18 protein-coding genes are annotated in these 16,717 nt (G+C 64.5%); 13 read left to right on the top strand and 5 right to left on the bottom strand.

The annotated features are described in order from the left end of the window. Positions 1–78 precede the first annotated feature (78 nt). Both QRN13_RS08745 and QRN13_RS08740 read left to right on the top strand, forming a co-directional pair. On the top strand, positions 79–1,491 hold the full coding sequence (locus tag QRN13_RS08745) for an amino acid permease (RefSeq protein ID WP_284877605.1): 1,413 nt from the start codon (positions 79–81) through the stop codon (positions 1,489–1,491). Continuing rightward, the gene (locus QRN13_RS08740) at positions 1,491–1,844 is read left to right on the top strand and encodes an Hpt domain-containing protein (protein ID WP_284877604.1); all 354 of its coding nucleotides are present in this window, start codon (positions 1,491–1,493) and stop codon (positions 1,842–1,844) included. The genes QRN13_RS08745 and QRN13_RS08740 overlap by 1 nt, the downstream gene beginning before the upstream one ends. A gap of 15 nt (positions 1,845–1,859) precedes the next feature. Here the strand turns inward: QRN13_RS08740 and QRN13_RS08735 are convergent, their stop codons facing one another. Further along, positions 1,860–2,192 carry a chorismate mutase gene (locus tag QRN13_RS08735; protein ID WP_284877603.1) on the bottom strand — a complete coding sequence of 111 codons (333 nt, stop codon included), beginning with the start codon at positions 2,190–2,192 and terminating at the stop codon, positions 1,860–1,862. A 41-nt stretch (positions 2,193–2,233) separates the two neighbouring features. Continuing rightward, on the bottom strand, positions 2,234–3,049 hold the full coding sequence (locus QRN13_RS08730) for a ferredoxin--NADP reductase (RefSeq protein WP_284877602.1): 816 nt from the start codon (positions 3,047–3,049) through the stop codon (positions 2,234–2,236). A 108-nt stretch (positions 3,050–3,157) separates the two neighbouring features. On the opposite strand from QRN13_RS08730, the gene QRN13_RS08725 reads away from it, so the two are divergent. The 6 genes from QRN13_RS08725 to egtB all read left to right on the top strand — a co-directional run bounded on the left by QRN13_RS08725 (position 3,158) and on the right by egtB (position 11,332). Next, positions 3,158–5,407: a S9 family peptidase gene (locus QRN13_RS08725; protein WP_284877601.1), complete on the top strand. Its 2,250-nt coding sequence runs from the start codon at positions 3,158–3,160 to the stop codon at positions 5,405–5,407. Continuing rightward, positions 5,341–6,834: an amidase gene (locus QRN13_RS08720; protein WP_284877600.1), complete on the top strand. Its 1,494-nt coding sequence runs from the start codon at positions 5,341–5,343 to the stop codon at positions 6,832–6,834. Before QRN13_RS08725 ends, QRN13_RS08720 begins: the two co-directional genes overlap by 67 nt. A 72-nt stretch (positions 6,835–6,906) precedes the next feature. Continuing rightward, a complete protein-coding gene (locus QRN13_RS08715; protein WP_284877599.1) occupies positions 6,907–7,185 on the top strand; it encodes a SemiSWEET family sugar transporter in 279 nt (92 codons plus the stop codon). Between the two features lie 262 nt (positions 7,186–7,447). Then, positions 7,448–7,753 (top strand): SCP2 sterol-binding domain-containing protein, encoded by a 306-nt coding sequence (locus QRN13_RS08710; RefSeq protein ID WP_017506191.1) that lies wholly within the window; start codon positions 7,448–7,450, stop codon positions 7,751–7,753. A 105-nt stretch (positions 7,754–7,858) separates the two neighbouring features. Further along, on the top strand, positions 7,859–9,070 hold the full coding sequence (locus QRN13_RS08705) for an acyl-CoA dehydrogenase family protein (protein ID WP_284877598.1): 1,212 nt from the start codon (positions 7,859–7,861) through the stop codon (positions 9,068–9,070). A 102-nt stretch (positions 9,071–9,172) separates the two neighbouring features. Next, positions 9,173–11,332, top strand: coding sequence for an ergothioneine biosynthesis protein EgtB (egtB, locus tag QRN13_RS08700; RefSeq protein WP_284877751.1), 2,160 nt, complete (start codon positions 9,173–9,175; stop codon positions 11,330–11,332). A gap of 84 nt (positions 11,333–11,416) precedes the next feature. On the opposite strand, the gene QRN13_RS08695 is transcribed toward egtB, so the two are convergent. Both QRN13_RS08695 and QRN13_RS08690 read right to left on the bottom strand, forming a co-directional pair. After that, positions 11,417–11,638 (bottom strand): con-10 family general stress protein, encoded by a 222-nt coding sequence (locus QRN13_RS08695; protein ID WP_039243609.1) that lies wholly within the window; start codon positions 11,636–11,638, stop codon positions 11,417–11,419. A gap of 116 nt (positions 11,639–11,754) precedes the next feature. Further along, positions 11,755–11,916 (bottom strand): hypothetical protein, encoded by a 162-nt coding sequence (locus tag QRN13_RS08690; protein WP_197458470.1) that lies wholly within the window; start codon positions 11,914–11,916, stop codon positions 11,755–11,757. Between the two features lie 103 nt (positions 11,917–12,019). Between QRN13_RS08690 and QRN13_RS08685 the strand changes: the two genes are divergently transcribed. Continuing rightward, complete coding sequence (locus QRN13_RS08685; RefSeq protein WP_284877597.1) at positions 12,020–12,313, top strand: hypothetical protein; 294 nt, start codon at positions 12,020–12,022, stop codon at positions 12,311–12,313. Between the two features lie 18 nt (positions 12,314–12,331). Here QRN13_RS08685 and QRN13_RS08680 read toward each other — a convergent pair whose 3' ends face one another. Beyond that, complete coding sequence (locus tag QRN13_RS08680; RefSeq protein WP_284877596.1) at positions 12,332–13,033, bottom strand: MBL fold metallo-hydrolase; 702 nt, start codon at positions 13,031–13,033, stop codon at positions 12,332–12,334. Between the two features lie 191 nt (positions 13,034–13,224). Between QRN13_RS08680 and tig the strand changes: the two genes are divergently transcribed. From tig to QRN13_RS08660, 4 genes are all read left to right on the top strand, one after another. Continuing rightward, positions 13,225–14,571, top strand: a complete 1,347-nt coding sequence (gene tig, locus QRN13_RS08675; protein ID WP_284877595.1) for a trigger factor — start codon at positions 13,225–13,227, stop codon at positions 14,569–14,571. Between the two features lie 104 nt (positions 14,572–14,675). Further along, positions 14,676–15,581, top strand: coding sequence for a hypothetical protein (locus tag QRN13_RS08670; RefSeq protein ID WP_284877594.1), 906 nt, complete (start codon positions 14,676–14,678; stop codon positions 15,579–15,581). Between the two features lie 93 nt (positions 15,582–15,674). Next, positions 15,675–16,322, top strand: coding sequence for an ATP-dependent Clp protease proteolytic subunit (locus QRN13_RS08665; RefSeq protein WP_017506180.1), 648 nt, complete (start codon positions 15,675–15,677; stop codon positions 16,320–16,322). Positions 16,323–16,394: 72 nt separating this feature from the next. Next, on the top strand, positions 16,395–16,715 hold the full coding sequence (locus QRN13_RS08660) for a hypothetical protein (protein WP_066625462.1): 321 nt from the start codon (positions 16,395–16,397) through the stop codon (positions 16,713–16,715). Positions 16,716–16,717: the final 2 nt, after the last annotated feature.

Genomic DNA, 16,717 nt, shown 5'->3' with positions numbered 1-16,717 from the left:
AGCGCTTTCGCAAACTTTCTGCGACGGAGTATGGTCCCCGTGGAATCAGCCGCGGCAAGCGGCGGGGGAGCGAACATCATGGCCTTCTGGAACCGGCGTCGATCGATCGACACCATGATGGCGCCGCACGACGGACCGCGGCTGAAGCCGACGTTGAGCTGGCCGCACCTGCTGGCCCTGGGCGTGGGGGCCATCGTCGGCACCGGCATCCTGACACTGATCGGGGTCGGGGCGGGGTTGGCGGGTCCGGCCGTTTTGATTAGCTTCGGCCTCGCGGGACTAGTCTGCGCCTGCGCCGCTCTGGGCTATGCCGAGCTGTCGACCATGATGCCGACGGCGGGCAGCGCCTACACCTATTCCTATGCCGTGCTGGGTGAGTTGATCGCCTGGATCGTAGGGTGGAGCCTGATCCTTGAATATTCGCTGGTCGTCAGCGCCGTGGCGGTGGGCTGGTCCGGCTATGCGGTCGGTTTCCTGAGCGGGCTGGGGATCGATCTGCCGACGGCGCTGGTCGCCGGGCCGCATGCGGGGGGAGTCATCAACCTGCCGGCCGTGGCCATCATAGGGGTGGTGACGGGCCTGCTTCTGCTAGGCACCAAGGAAAGCGCCACGCTGAACGCGGTGCTGGTTCTGATCAAGATCGCGGCGTTGGTGGTGTTCGTCGCCATCGCCCTGCCTGCGTTCAAGCCAGAGCATTTCACGCCCTTCATGCCCAACGGCTTCGGCGCGCCCTTCGTCCAGACCGGGGTGATGGCGGCGGCGGCGATCATCTTCTTCGCCTTCTATGGTTTCGACGCGATCTCGACGGCGGCGGAAGAAACCAAGAAGCCCGAACGTGACCTGGCCATCGGCATCGTCGGCTCTATGCTGATCTGCACGGCGCTGTATCTGGTGGTCGCGGCCGCAGCCATTGGCGCGCGGCCGGTCGCGACCTTCGCCAGCAGCCCCGAGCCGCTGGCCCTGATTCTGCGTCAGATGGGGCACGGGACGGCGGCCCAGTGGATCGCCGCTGCGGCGGTGATCGCGCTTCCGACCGTCCTGCTGGCCTTCCTGTTCGGGCAAAGCCGCATCTTCCTGGGCATGGCGCGCGATGGCCTGCTGCCGCGTCGCCTGGCCAAGGTATCGAGCCGGGGCGTGCCGGCGGTGGTGACTGTGTTCACCGCCATCGTCGTGGCGATTCTGGCAGGGTTGTTGCCGCTGGACGAACTGGCGTCGCTGGCCAACGCCGGGACGCTGGCGGCCTTCTGCTCGGTCGGGGTTTGCCTGATCGTGCTGCGCATCCGCGAGCCGGGTCGCAAGCGGGTGTTCAAGGCGCCGCTATGGCCGGTCGTTGGAGCGGTCAGCGTGATCGGCTGCCTGGTCTTCTTCCTGAGCCTGAAGCCGGTGACGCAGATCGGCTTCGTGGTCTGGAACGTGGTCGGCGTGGCGATCTATCTGCTGTGGTCCTCGCGGAACTCCCGCCTCGCCAAGGGCGAGGAGACGGCGGCCTGATGGCGTTGCGCGATCTGACGGGCGCCGTCGATTTCGCCGTGCTGAACGGCATGACGGGCGGGGACGACGCCATCAATGAGGAGGTGTTGGGCCTGTTCGTCAATCAGGCCGGCCTGTGGTCCGTCATGCTGGATCCCAAGGTCGAGGGCTGGCGCGACGGGGTCCATACGATCCGGGGCGCGGCGGCGGGCATCGGCGCGCGAGACCTGGCGATGATCTGCGCCGAGGCGGAAGCAGTGGATCAGAAGCTGGCCGCGCCGGCTGTGGAGCGGGTGCGCGATGCGCTGGAGGCGGCCTTGGCTGATGTCGCGGCCTATCGCCACGAAATCATGCTGAGAAGTCTCAAGACCTAGACGGGCTTGTCACGTTCAACTGCGCGTGCGGTCATAGGTGGCGAACTCGTGGGCGATGCAGCGGTCGATGAGCAGGCGCCAGACGGGTTCGGCGATGTCGGGCGAGAGATGGTGGGCCTCGGCGGAGACCAGCACCTTGGCGACCACGTCGTCGATACGGGCCTGGTCGAAGACGGCGTCGCGGCCGGGCTTGATGCGAGCGGCGGCGTCCATGTAGCGCTGGCGCTCGGCCAGCAGGGCGACCAGGGCGCGATCCAGGGCGTCGACGCCCTGGCGGACCTCGGCCATCGACTGGCATTCGGCGGGATCGACGCGCGCATCGACGGCGACAAGAGCAGGCTTTGACATGGGCGTGGGGTTAGCGGGTCAGGCGGCCCAAGCCAAGGCCGTCAACCGACGAAGGCCCGCTCCAGCACATAGTCTGCCGGTTCGGCGTTGGAGCCTTCCTTCAGGCCATAGGTCTCCAGCAGTTCGCCGGCTTCCTTGATCATGGCCATGGAGCCGCACAGCATGGCGCGGTCGCGGGCGGGGTCGAACCCTTCGGGTAGGTTCAGGTCGCGGAAGAAGTCGCCGGACTTGATGCGGTCGGTGATCCGGCCGGGGGTTTCGAAATCCTCACGGGTCACGGTGGGGTAATAGGTCAGCTGTGCCTGGGCCTCTTCGCCGATCAGTGGATCGTCGTGGATCTCGCGGGTGAAGAAGTCGCGATAGGCCAGGTCGGCGACGCTGCGGACCGTGTGGATCACATAGACATGGCCGAAGCGGGAATAGGTCTCTGGATCGCGCGCGACGCTGAGCCAGGGCGCCAGACCCGTTCCCGTGCCGATCAGGAACAGGCGCTCGCCGCCGGTTAGGGCGTCCAGCACCAGGGTGCCCGTCGGCTTCTTGCCCATCAGGACGGTGTCGCCGGGCTGTATCTTCTGCAGGCGCGAGGTCAGGGGGCCGTCGGCGACCTTGATCGAGAAGAACTCCAGCTCCTCGGCCCAGCAAGGGCTGGCGATGGAATAGGCGCGCAAAACAGGCTTTCCGCCGTCTTCGCCGGGCAGGCCGATCATCACAAACTCGCCCGAGCGGAAGCGGAAGTCCTCGGGCCGTTTGACGCCGAAGCTGAACAGGCTGTCGGTCCAGTGGCGCACCCACAGAACCTCCAGCTCGTTAAACGGACTGGCTTTCACGGGGGCGGGGGAGAGGGCGGCGTCTGTCATCGTGCGTCTCTCTAATCTGAGAACCCCTCGCAGGGAAGGACAAGCCTTTCACACGGCGACGACATTTCCTCGTGACGGCTTGCAGAAGCACCGCTAGCGTCCCGACCCATGCGCACCCTTCTTCTCGCCTCGACCATCCTCCTGTCCGCCAGTTCGGCGCTTGCGCAGGAGACGCCCTCCAACATCCTGACGCCCGAGCGGGTGTTTTCCAGCCCCAGCCTGAACGGGCCGGTGGCCAAGGGGGTCAGCCTGTCGCCTGACGGCCAGTTGGTCGCCTTCCTGCGCTCGCGCGAGGACAATGTGGATGTGCAGGACCTGTGGGCCGCGCCGACGGGTGAGGGCGAACCCTACAAGCTGATCGACGCACGGGCGCTGGTTCCCGACGCCGGCGAACTGTCGGAGGCCGAAAAAGCCCGGCGCGAGCGGATGCGGATCAGTGCGCGCGGCGTGGTCGAATATTCTTGGGACCAGCAGGGCCGCTACATCCTGGCGCCGCTGGAAGGCGACATCTTCCTGGCGAACCGGGCGGACGGCAAGGTGCGCCGCCTGACCGAGACGCCCGCCGACGAGATCGACGCCAAGGTATCGCCCAAGGGCAGCTATGTCTCCTATGTCCGCGACCAGAACCTGATCGTCTATGACTTGGCCAGCGGCAAGGAGACGCCGATCACCGACGACGGCGCGGGTCTGATCACCTGGGCTACGGCCGAGTTCATCGCCCAGGAGGAGATGGATCGCGACACCGGCTACTGGTGGAGCCCCGACGAGCGCTACATCGCCATGACGCGTGTGGACGAAAGCCCGGTCGATATCGTGCCGCGCTTCGAGATCACCGGCGGCGGCGCGACGATGGTGGAGCAGCGCTATCCTCGCGCAGGCCGACCCAATGCGGTGGTCGAACTGTATGTGCGCGACCTGCAGGGCGGGGGCCGGGTCAAGGTGGACCTGGGATCCAATCCCGACGTCTATCTGGCGCGGGTGAACTGGTCCGGCGACGGCAAGACACTGTATGTCCAACGCCAGTCTCGCGACCAGAAGACTTTGGATCTGCTGAGCGTCGATCCGACGACCGGCGCGTCACGCGTGATCCTGAGCCAGAAGGCGCAGGCCTGGGTCGATCTGAACGACGACTTCCGCGTCCTGTCTGACGGCCGGTTCATCTGGTCCAATGAGGATTCGGGCTGGCGGCACCTGTATCTGTACGACCGTAACGGGCGACGGCTGCGGGCCATCACGCGCGGCGACTATCCGGTCAAACATCTGGACGGCGTCAACGAACAGACCGGCGACGTCTATTTCACCGCCTCGATGCGCGACGGCAAGGAGCTGCCGATCGAGCAGCAGATGTTCCGCGCCAACCTGAACCGCACGGTCGATCCGGTCGCGGTGACGCCGGGCGGCGGCTGGTGGACGGTGTCGGTTAACGGGCCGGCGACGGCCTATGTCGGCAACTATTCGGACCCGGCGACCCCGACGCAGTCGGCGCTGTACCGCATCGACGGCACGCGCGTGCGCTGGATCGAAGAGAACAAGCTCGACGCCAGCCATCCGTTCGCCCCTTACGTCTCGCGCCTGCGCACGCCTGAGTTCGGCACGATGCAGAGCCATGGTCAGACCCTGGTGTGGCGCATGACCACGCCGCCGGACTTCGATCCGTCCAAGAAGTATCCGGTGGTGATGCAGGTCTACGGCGGCCCCGGCACCGGGGCAGGCGTGCAGAAGAGCTGGCAGCCGCTGACCAACCAACTGCTGACCGAGGCGGGCTACATCGTCTTCCGCGTCGACAATCGCGGCGAGGGTGACCGGTCGCAGGCGTTCGAGACCAGCATCTATCGCCGTCTGGGCATTCCGGCGGTCGAGGATCAGGCCCAGGCCGCGCAATGGCTGAAGACCCTGCCTTACGTCGATGCCGACCATATCGCGGTGATGGGCTGGAGCTTCGGCGGCTTCCTCAGCCTGCTGACCCTGACCGACAAGGACGCCGGCCTAGCCTCGGCCCTGGCGGGCGCGGCGCCGACGGAATGGAGCCTGTACGACACCCACTATACCGAACGGTATATGTCCACGCCCCAGGCCAATCCGGAGGGCTATGCCGCGACTGACGTCCTGCCGCGACTGGACGACATGACGGGGCGCCTGCTGCTGTTGCACGGCATGGCCGACGACAACGTCATCTTCGGCAATGCGACGCGCGTCATCGACGCCTTGCAGGCCAAGAGCGTGCCGTTCGAGATGATGCTCTATCCCGGCCAGCGGCACGGCGTCCGCGGCGATCCGAGGCAACTGCAACAATGGCGCACCTATCTCGACTTCCTGGACCGCACGATCGGCAAGCGGGCCGAACCCAAGGCCGACTGATTCTGGCGGCTGCGGTCGCGCTGGCCCTTGCGGGCTGCGCGACCGGGCAGGGCGCCTATCCAGCTGCATCCGCCGTGGTCGCGGCGGGGCGGGCGAACGACAGCGCCCATTCGGTGCTGGTCTGGACCGCGACATCACCCAGCCGGGGCGTGTCTGCGATTTCCGGCATGCCGATCCTGCTGAAGGACAATATCGAGACGGCGGACATGCCGACCACCGCCGGATCGTTGGCGCTGGCAAACAATGCGCCGGGACGGGACGCGCCGCTGGTCACGCGCCTGCGCGCCGCTGGGGCCGTAATCGTCGGCAAGACCAATCTGTCGGAATGGGCCAATATCCGGTCGTCGGACTCGATCAGCGGCTGGAGCGCCGTCGGCGGCCAGACGCTGAACCCCTACGATCCCGCGCGCACGCCTTGTGGGTCGTCGTCCGGCAGCGGGGCGGCGATGGCGCTGGGGCTGACGCCCGTCGCCATCGGGACGGAGACGGACGGTTCGATCACCTGCCCGGCGTCGGTCAACGGCGTGGTCGGGTTCAAGCCGACCGTGGGCCTGGTCTCGCGCACCCACATCGTGCCGATCAGCCATTCGCAGGACACGGCCGGGCCGATGGCGACCACCGTCAGGGATGCGGCCAGGGTGCTGACCGTCATCGCCGGGTCCGATCCGGCCGATCCGGCGACGGTCGAGGCCGATGCGCGCAAGGTCGATTACGCCGCCGGGCTGGACGCCAACGCGTTGCGCGGCGCGCGGATCGGGGTGATGCGGTTCCTGAAAGGCTACTCGCCCGAAACGCAGGCGGTGTTCGAGCAGAACCTGAAGGCCTTGCGCGATGCCGGCGCCGTGCTGGTCGATCTGCCCGAGGGACCGGACGGTCGCGCCATCGGCGCGGCCGAGTTCAAGGTGTTGCTCTATGAGCTGAAGCACGATCTGAACCTCTATCTGGCCTCGACCGACCCGCAGCAGGTCCGCACCCGCACCCTGGCCGACGTCATCGCCTTCAACGCCGCCGAACCGCGCGAGACGGTGCTGTTCGGTCAGGACATCTTTGAGCGCGCCCAGGCGATGGGCGATTTGACAGACGCTGACTATCTGGAGGCGCGCGCAACCTCGCTTAGACTGGCGGGGCCGGAGGGCATCGATCGACTGATGAGGGAGAATGGCGTGATCGCCCTGATCGCGCCCACCACGTCGCGCGCCTGGACCAACGATCCCAAGGACGACGACGATATGCAGGGATCGGCCAGCCGACTGGCCGCCGTCGCTGGCTATCCGCACCTGACCGTGCCGATGGGCTTTGATCGGGGAATGCCGGTGGGAATCAGCTTCCTCGGCGGGAAGTGGGACGATGCGCGCATCCTTTCTCTGGGTTACGCCTTCGAACAGGTGACCCAGGCCAGACGGCCGCCGCCTGGCGTCCGACGCTGACATCCCTTGGGGCGGCCGCTGAGAGTGCGGCATGTGCAGATTTAGCCTCAACGTCATGTCGACGATCGCGGCATGAGCGACCTTGTCGCCAATATCGTTGGCTCGGCGGCTGCGATCTGCTCGATCACTAGCTTCGCGCCTCAGGCGGTCAAGATTTGGAAAGAGCGCGACGCGTCATCGGTCAGCTTGAAGACCTATTCCCTGACCGTGACCTGTTTCGTGCTTTGGGTCGTCTATGGGATCATGACGAAGGCCTGGCCTGTCACGGTCGCCAACGCATGCGCCTTGGTGATGGCGTCCGGCGTGCTTGTGATGAAGTGGCGGTTCCGCGACGGCGATCCCGACAAATAAGGATTTGATCCTGATCAAGGCGCCCTGGTGCGATAGCGCTCAGAACGAAGGCAGAGGAGATTTCCAATGCCGCAATCCGCTGTTCCCTTCGTCGCCGCTATCGTGACGGCGTTCGCCTTCTTCATGGTCGCGCTAGGCGCAGCCAGCCTGTATTCCAGCTCCGCTGACGAGAAGTGACCGAGCTTTCCCCGACGTGATCTTGGCGCCCCCGCCGATGCGGGCTAACCCATAGTTCACAACGTCCAACAGGGAGACGCCCCCAATGCCCGATCTCGCACAAGTCACCGAACACATCCGCGGCGCCGTCGGCGACAACTCCGGCCTCGGCAAGACCGTCAAGCTCGACCTCGGCGACGAGGGCAAGATCTACATCGATGGCGCCTCCACGCCCAATACGGTCACCAACGAAGACAAGCCCGCCGACGCCACCGTCTCGATGAAGTGGGATGACTTCATGGCCCTGTCGGAAGGCAAGCTGGACCCGATGATGGCCTTCATGCAGGGCAAGCTGAAGATCGCCGGCGACATGATGATCGCCCAGAAACTGGCTCCGCTGCTGAAGCGCTGATGCCGGTCTAAACGACCAGTTATGGCGGCGCGGCTCCCGACCAGGGACCGCGCCGTTTTCGTATCGAGCGTCCGGCAGAGACGCGAACGGGAAAGAGGAAACGACATGGACTTCAAACATTCCGACCGCGCCCTGGATTGGCACGCCCGCGTCCGTCGCTTCCTGGACGAGCAGGTCATCCCGCGCGAAGCTGAATATTTCGCCCAGGTGCGCGAAGATACGAACCGTCAGCCGCCGGTCATGGAGACGATGAAGGCGGCCGCGAAGGAGGCCGGGCTGTGGAACATGTTCCTGCCCGGCGAACACGGGGCGGGTCTGACAAATCTGGAATACGCGCCGCTGGCCGAGATGATGGGGCGGCATCTGTGGTCGGCCGAGGTGTTCAACTGCAACGCCCCCGACACCGGCAATATGGAGGTGCTCCATATGTACGGGAACGCCGAACAGCAGGCGCGCTGGCTGAAGCCCCTGATGGCCGGCGAAATCCGTTCGGCCTTCCTGATGACCGAGCCTGAAGTCGCCTCATCCGACGCCACCAACATCCAGACCCGGATCGAGCGCGACGGCGACCACTATGTCATCAACGGCCGCAAGTGGTGGTCGACCAATATGGGCCATCCGAATCTGGCCGTGACCATCGTCATGGGCAAGACGGATCCGGACGCCGCATCCCACGCCCAGCAGTCGCAGATCATCGTGCCGGCCGATACGCCTGGATTCCGTGTCGAGCGGATGCTGTCGGTGTTCGGCTATGACGAAAAGCCGATCGGCCATGCCGAGGTCGTGCTGGAGAACGTCCGCGTGCCGGTCGAGAACCTGATCGCGGGCGAGGGCAGGGGCTTCGAGATCGCCCAAGGGCGGCTTGGCCCGGGCCGTATTCACCACTGCATGCGCACGATAGGCGCAGCCGAGCGGGCGCTGGAACTGATGGTGACGCGGCTGCTGAGCCGGACGGCGTTCAAGAAGCAGTTGGCGGAACACTCGGTCTGGGAACAGCGCGTCGCGGAGGCTCGCACCAACATCGAGATGTGCCGCCTGCTGGTGCTGAAGGCCGCCTGGATGATGGATCAGGCGGGAGCCAAGAACGCGCGTTCCGAGATCGCCCAGATCAAGGTCGCCGCGCCGAAGATGGCTTTGCAGATCATCGACGACGCCATTCAGGCGTTTGGTGGCGCCGGTGTCTCGGGCGACACGCCTTTGGCCGAGCTTTACGCGGGTGTCCGCACCTTGCGCATCGCCGACGGCCCGGACGAAGTCCATAATCGCACCATCGCGCGGTTGGAATACGCCAAACATGGCGGCCGCCCGATGCGCTGATATGTGATCCCGAACGCCAAGTGCTTGGGAACCTTGGCCTTGTTGGTGCGTTTTTTCGGCACTGACAAGGCGCTGGGGCTGGTGTCGGACGGGACAGCTGACATGAATGCGCGCTCCGAGCCCGACCCGCGGGTTGCGTCAGACGTGGCGCGGTTCAAGTCTGTTCGCGCGCGCATGATCGCTCTGGCTGAAGGTCTGTCTGCCGAGGATCTGTCAGCCCAGTCGATGGCGGATTGCAGCCCAGGGAAATGGCATCTGGCGCACACCAGCTGGTTTTTCGAAGCGATGATCCTGTCGTCTGATCCCGGATACCAGCCGGTGGATCCGCGTTTCCAGCAACTGTTCAACTCCTACTATGAGGCCTTGGGCGAGCGGGTCAGGCGGGACCAGCGCGGGCTGATGACTCGCCCCTCCGTCGATGAGGTCCTGGCCTATCGCCGAGAGATCGACCGCCGCATGGTAGCCTGGCTGGCGCAGGGCGAGACCAGCGGCCATCAACGCTATCTGTTCGAGCTGGGTCTGCACCACGACCAGCAGCATCAGGAGCTTTTCCTGATGGATGTGCTGAACCTGATGTCGCGCTCTCCGCTCGACCCCGCCGCCTATGAGATCGAGCCCAGAGCCGAGACGCTCCAGATCAGGCGTGGTGGAACGGTGGCGTTCGACGGCGGTCTGGTGACGATCGGCCACGACCAAGCGGGCTTCGCCTTCGACAATGAGGGGCCTGCGCACCGTGTCTGGCTGGAGCCGTTCGCTCTGGCTGCGGATTTGGTGACCAACGGCGACTGGATCGCCTTCATCCAGGATGGCGGCTATTCGCGTTCCGACCTGTGGCTGTCGGACGGCTGGGCGACGGTCAAGGCTGAGGGCTGGACCGCGCCGCTGTATTGGCGTTTGGCGGATGGCGACTGGACCGTGATGGGTCTGACGGGGCGTAAACCTGTCGATCCTGCTGCGCCGGTTCGCCACATCAGCTTTTATGAGGCCGACGCCTTTGCCCGTTGGGCCGGCAAGCGACTGCCGTCCGAGGCGGAATGGGAACATGCCGCCGCCTCTTCGCCTGATGCGTTCTCGAACCTGGCTGGCGAAGTGTGGCAGTGGACGTCCAGCGCCTATGCGCCCTATCCCGGTTTTCAGCCGACGCCGGGCACCGCCGCCGAATACAACGGCAAGTTCATGGCCAATCAGATGGTGCTGCGAGGCGGATCGTTAGCCACACCGCCGGGCCATGACCGCATCACCTATCGCAACTTCTTCTATCCCCAACAGAGGTGGGCCTTCATGGGTTTGAGACTGGCTGAAGATCGGACCGTGGCGCGAGACGCCGCAGCGGACGACGCCCAAACCGCCGCCTTTCGAAAGGATATGATCGAAGGGCTGTCGCGTGCGCAAAAGGCCGTGCCGCCGAAGTGGTTCTATGACGCGGACGGGTCGCGCCTGTTCGAAGACATCACCGTGCTGCCCGAATACTATCCGACCCGGCAGGAAATGGCGCTGTTGCGCGATCGCGCAGCAGAGTTGACGGCCGACTTTGGCCCCGACGCGGTGCTGGTCGAATTCGGATCCGGCGCCAGCGAGAAGACGCGGATTTTGTTGGACGCCGCCACCGACCTCGGCGCCTACGTTCCGCTCGACATCAGCGAGAGTGCTCTGATGGACGCCGCCATTCGCGTCCGCGATGACTATCCGACGCTGCGCGTGCAGCCGGTTTTGGGGGACTTCGAGCATTTGGCGCCGCTGCCCGAAGATCTGCCGTCGGGACGGCGAATCGGCTTCTTCCCCGGCTCGACCATCGGTAATCTGCAACCGGACGAGGCCGAGCAGTTCCTGGCGGCGGCGCGTCGGATGCTGGGCGAGGGGGCGTTGTTCATTCTGGGCGTCGATCTGGTCAAAGACCCTGCGATCCTGGTCGCCGCCTATGACGACAGCCAAGGCGTCACGGCGGCCTTCAATCGCAATGTTCTGATCCGCGCCAATCACGAGTTGGATGCTGATTTCGATGTGGACGCCTTTGTTCACCGCGCCGTGTGGAACCCGGACGCCTCGCGCATGGAAATGCATCTGCAAGCGATCGCGCCGACGACCGCGCGCATCGGAGATCGGACATTCCGCTTCGTGACCGGCGAGACGATCCACACCGAAAGCTCGCGCAAGTTCACGCCTGGATCGATCCAAGCCATGGCGGCCGCCTCCGGCTGGACGGTTGTCCGCATTGATACCTCTCCGGCGCCGAGCGTCGCCTTGGCAGTCCTGCGCGCCTGAGCCGAATGCGCGGCTGATCGCGGGCAAGAAAAAGGGCGGCGCATCGATTGATGGGCCGCCCTTGTTTGTATCGAGTTCCGCCGACTATTGCCCGTCGGCGGCGTCCGCGTCTTTCTTGGTTCCGTGCGACGCTTCTCCACCCTTGCGGCCCGCCTGTGCGGCGAGGCTGCGGTCTTGGGAGAAGCTGCGTTTTTCGCTGGGGACGCTTGCGCCCCCTTTGCGCGCGATTTCGCGCTGACGTTCGGGATCCATGGAGGCGAAACCTCGCTTGGAAACGCCGGAGGGGCGTGTGGGTTGGCTGTCCATCGTGTTCCTTTCAGTGCTGCCGTTGCGCTTGCTGAGGTGAACCCAGTGACTCGGTGACGGTTCCGTCGGGAACTCCGTTTTACTGTCACGATCCTCAAGGGCTCGTGAGTTTGACTTTACCCAGCACCGTAAGGTCGCGAATCACCTTCGCCGCCAACATCCGGTTCCATCGGCGGAACTTCATCGGGCGTGTCTGAAGGCTGTATTTCCGGCTGCTGCGCCGGCTCAGGCTGGATCTCGGGTTGCGGCGTGGTCGGAGTGGGTTCGATATAGGTCATGAGCGGCTCCTTGTGCGATCAACCAACGCACCCTGATCGCCCGCGTTCAAAAAGGAACCATGAGTCGCAACACCGGTTTGTTCAGCGAACCACGGAGATCGAGATGACCAACACCCCGATAGGCGCGACATCACCCGACGACATCGTCCTGGAGGACGATGATCTGACCCAACGTCTGGACCGACAGGCCGACGCAATTCTCGCCCAAGGCGAGGGCCGCAGCTTGGGCAAGACCACTTCAGTCCGTCAGGCCGTCAGAGAAGATGCGGGCCTGGTGCGTGAGAAGATTTCCGGACGCGTTCATCGCGTGCAGGAAGACATTCAGGACAATCCGATGAAGGCGACGCTCTATGCACTGGGCATCGGCGTCATCATCGGCATGATCCTGCGCCGATAAACCACGCGATCAGCAGGCTCAGGCAGGCCCCGACGGCTCACGCTGGATCGGGGCCTGTCGCATTGCGGCGTCAGACACGAACGGATTGGTCCGTCGCTCTTCACCAAAGGTGGAGATCGGCCCGTGGCCCGGCACAAAGGTGACGTCGTCGCCCAGCGGCCAGAGCTTTTCGATCACGGAGCGGATCAGTGCGGGCGGGTCGCTCATAGGGAAGTCGGTGCGGCCGACCGAACCCTTGAACAGAACGTCGCCCACCTGAGCGAATCGCGCCGCACGATTGAAGAAGATGACGTGCCCGGGGGTATGGCCGGGGCAATGGCGCACGTCCCAGGTCGTTTTCCCCAGCGATACCGTGTCGCCATCTTCCAGCCAGCGGTCGGGCGTAAAGGGGCGGGCGTCAGGCAGGCCGTACATCCGGCCGCTTTCCACGATACGGTCGATCCAGAACTGGTCGGCCTTCTGAGGGCCGGTGATCTGGGCGCCGGTCTTTTCCTGCATTTCTGCTGCGCCGCCCGCGTGATCCAGATGGCCGTGGGTGATCCAGATCTGATCCAGCGTCAGGCCGCGCCGCGTGACCTCGCCCAGGACTGCATCGACCGAACCGCCAGGATCGATCACGGCGGCCTTGTTGGTGGCGGTGCACCAGACGGTCGTGCAGTTCTGTTGAAGCGGGGTGACGGGCGTGACGAAGACGCCGATGGGGGAGGCGGGTTGGCTCATTTGGCCAACATAGCCACGCAAAGGCCGCGAAACCACCGGCTCTGACTACGCCCGCGTTGACCTTTCGGGCCCTTCTCGACATAAGGGCGGGCTTCGAGGCGCCGCTCCACACGGGGCGGCCTTCTTGCTTTATCCATTCCGCGCCGGCCGTCTCGATGGCTCATGCGCCCCAGAGCGTCAGAATCCCGACCATGCAAGTCGTCGAAAAGTCGAACGAAGGCCTCAGCCGCGTGATCGCGGTCACCATTCCCGTCGCGGAGCTGAACGAAAAGCTCGAAGCCCGCGTCAAGGAAGTCGCCCCGCAGGTGAAGCTGAAGGGCTTCCGTCCGGGCAAGGTGCCGGTCGCCCACGTCAAAAAGACCTTCGGCCGTGAGTTCATGGGCGAGATCATCAACGCCGAGCTGAACGAAACCAGCCAGAAGGCGCTCGACGAGGCCAATATCCGTCCCGCCGCGCCGGCCGAGATGAAGCTGACCTCGGACATGGACAAGGTCATCGCCGGTCAGGAAGACCTGGCCTATGAAATGTCGCTGGAAATCATGCCGGACTTCGAGCCGGTCGATCCCAAGACCCTGAAGCTGGAGCGCCCGACCTATGAAGCGTCTGACGCCGATCTGGACGAGGCCCTGACGGAACTGGCCGGTCAGGCCAAGACCTACGAAGACAAGAAGGGCAAGACCGTCAAGGCCGCCGAGGGCGACCAGCTGACGATCGACTTCCTGGGCAAGCTGGACGGCGAGCCCTTCGAAGGCGGCGCCGCCGAGGACGCGGACCTGGTGATCGGCTCGGGCCGCTTCATCCCCGGCTTCGAAGAGCAGCTGACGGGCGCCAAGGTCGGCGAAGAGAAGACCATCGAGGTCACCTTCCCCGAGAACTATCAAGCCGCCCATCTGGCCGGCAAGAAAGCCACCTTTGACATCAAGGTGAAGGCCATCAAGGCGGAAGCCGAATCCAAAATCGACGACGATTTCGCCACCCGCATCGGTCTGGAGTCGCTGGACAAGCTGAAGGAACTGCTGAAGTCCAACCTGGACCAGCAATACGCCGGCGCCGCCCGTTTCAAGCTGAAGCGCGCCCTGCTGGACCAGCTGGATGAGGCCCACGACTTCCCGCTGCCGCCGAAGATGGTGGACGCCGAGTTCGACGGCATCTGGCAGCAGGTCGAGGCTGACAAGACCGCTGGTCGTCTGCCGGAAGAAGACGCCGCCAAGTCGGACGAGGACCTGAAGACCGAATACCGCAAGATCGCCGAACGTCGCGTGCGTCTGGGCCTGGTGCTGGCCGAAATCGGTCGCGCCAACAACGTCCAGGTCACCGACCAGGAACTGAACGCCGCCATCCTGCAGGAAGCCCGCAACTATCCGGGCCAGGAACAGGCCGTCCTGAACTTCTACCGCCAGAACCCCAACGCCGCCGCCCAGATGCGCGCGCCCATCTACGAAGAGAAGGTCGTCGACCTGATCGTGGGCGTCGCCGACGTGACCGACAAACCGATCACGAAGGAAGAGCTGCTGAAGGAAGACGAGGACGAGGGCTGATTTTCCGCTCGATTACACGACCGTAACTGGCGGTTGTGGCGTCTGGATTGTAAGTCAAATGGGTCCGCAGTGCGGGCCCATTTTGCTTTTCAGGTATGTCGTCAATGTCTTTTTCCGCTGTCGCGCTGGCCGCCCTCATTACCGCAGGCGCGCAGGCGCAGGATCCGGGACAGTCGCCCCCGACAGATCTGGAGGAGATCACGGTCGAGGGTCAGTCGCCGCGACAGGCTGCGCGTCAGTTTGTCCAGCGTGTTGCGACCGCGCCCGCCGGTGCGCGGCTTGGACGGTGGAATACGCCGCTGTGCGTCAGCGTCGCCGGATTGAAGGCGCCCTACGGTCAGATGCTTGCCGATCGCATCGGCGAAATCGCTCATGATCTTGAAATTCGAGTGGGCGAGCCTGGCTGCTCGGCCAATGTGCTCATAATCGCCACGGAGGATGGTCCCAGTGTCGCATCTGCGCTGGTGGAAGGTTGGCGTCGTCGTTTCCGTCCTCCGATCGACAACACGAACATGGGTTTGGCGGCGCTGGAACGGTTCAAAACCAGCGATGCGCCAGTGCGATGGTGGCACATTTCCCTGCCAGTCTCAGCAGACACTGGCCAACTGGCGGCCCGTGTCGCCGGTGGAGAGCCGCCCTCGATTGGATCGCGGGCCGTCAGCCGCATGAGGTCGCCACTGCGGTACGACCTGAACTCAGCGACCGTCGTCATTGATATGACCAAGGCCAGTGGCGTCCTTTTGCCGGCTCTGATGGACTACGCCGCGATGGTCGTCTTGGCGCAGGTCGATCCCCGCGCCGACTACTCCGATCAGCCCACTGTGCTGAATTTATTTGGTGATCCTCAGAACGTGACCGGCCTCACGGACTGGGACCGCGCCTATCTGCAAGCGCTATATGAAGCGGAGCCCGATCGCGCATCCGCCGCCGCGCAGGAGGCGGCGGTCGCGGAACGACTACAGAAAGGACGTCGTGCAGCGGCGAACCAGCAAGACGCGCAGTCCGATTGAACCCGGCGTCTTGCGCAGGGTGTCATCGAACGCGATATGCAGCATAACCGGCTGACGACGCTGAATCGTCGCCACTGCATCCGAGAAGGCTAAATGCGCGATCCGATCGAACTGATGAACATGAACCTGGTGCCGATGGTGGTGGAGCAATCCAGCCGCGGCGAGCGCTCCTTCGACATCTTCTCGCGTCTGCTGCGCGAGCGGATCATCTTCCTGACGGGACCATTCGAGGACGGTATGGCGTCGCTGATCTGCGCCCAGCTGCTGTTCCTTGAATCGGAGAACCCGAAGAAGGAAATCAGCATGTATATCAACAGCCCCGGCGGTCAGGTGACCTCGGCGCTGGCGATCTACGATACGATGCAATACATCAAGAGCCCGGTTTCGACTGTGGTCATGGGTATGGCGGCCTCGGCCGGCTCGCTGATCCTGACGGCGGGCGCCGCTGGCCAACGTATCGCCCTGCCGAATGCGCGAGTCATGGTGCACCAGCCCTCGGGCGGGTTCCGGGGTCAGGCGTCGGACATCGAACTGCATGCCGCCGACATCCGTTACACCAAGCGTCGTCTGAACGAGATTTACGTCCATCACACCGGCCGCACCTATGAGGAGGTCGAAAAGACGCTGGACCGCGACCACTTCATGTCGGCCGAGGAAGCCAAGGCCTGGGGCATCGTGGACCACGTCTATGATCGCCGCGAGCAGGCTGACGCCGACGGCGTGAAGACGCCCGGCAACTAAGACAGCTGTCGAAAGACGAAAGGGCGCGCCCATTGCGGCGCGCCCTTTTCATTTTGTGCTATCGGAACCGCCATGCAGTTTACACGAGATCAAAGCGGCACGGTCGATGTCGATGGCGAAAGCTACGTCTGGGAGCTTCGTCGCCAACCTCAACCCAAGGGCGGCAACGTCTGGGAGGGGATGGCTGTGTCCCTTCGCCACGCGGACTTCAAGCGTGAAGCGATTGTACAGTTTCCGCCGCCGCTTCGGCCCAATGGCCGACCGGACGTGGAAAAGCAGCGCGTCAATGTCGACGCCGTCCGCACCGCTATCGCCTCAGCGATCGAGGCCGGCTGGGATCCGGCTTCGCGCGGCAAGGCGATGGTGTTCGACGTGGACGCCGACGGGAACTAAGC

The organism is Brevundimonas sp. MEB006b, assembly GCF_030209705.1.
In the GTDB taxonomy this organism is placed as follows: domain Bacteria; phylum Pseudomonadota; class Alphaproteobacteria; order Caulobacterales; family Caulobacteraceae; genus Brevundimonas.
This window is presented reverse-complemented; position numbering and strand designations above follow the sequence as displayed.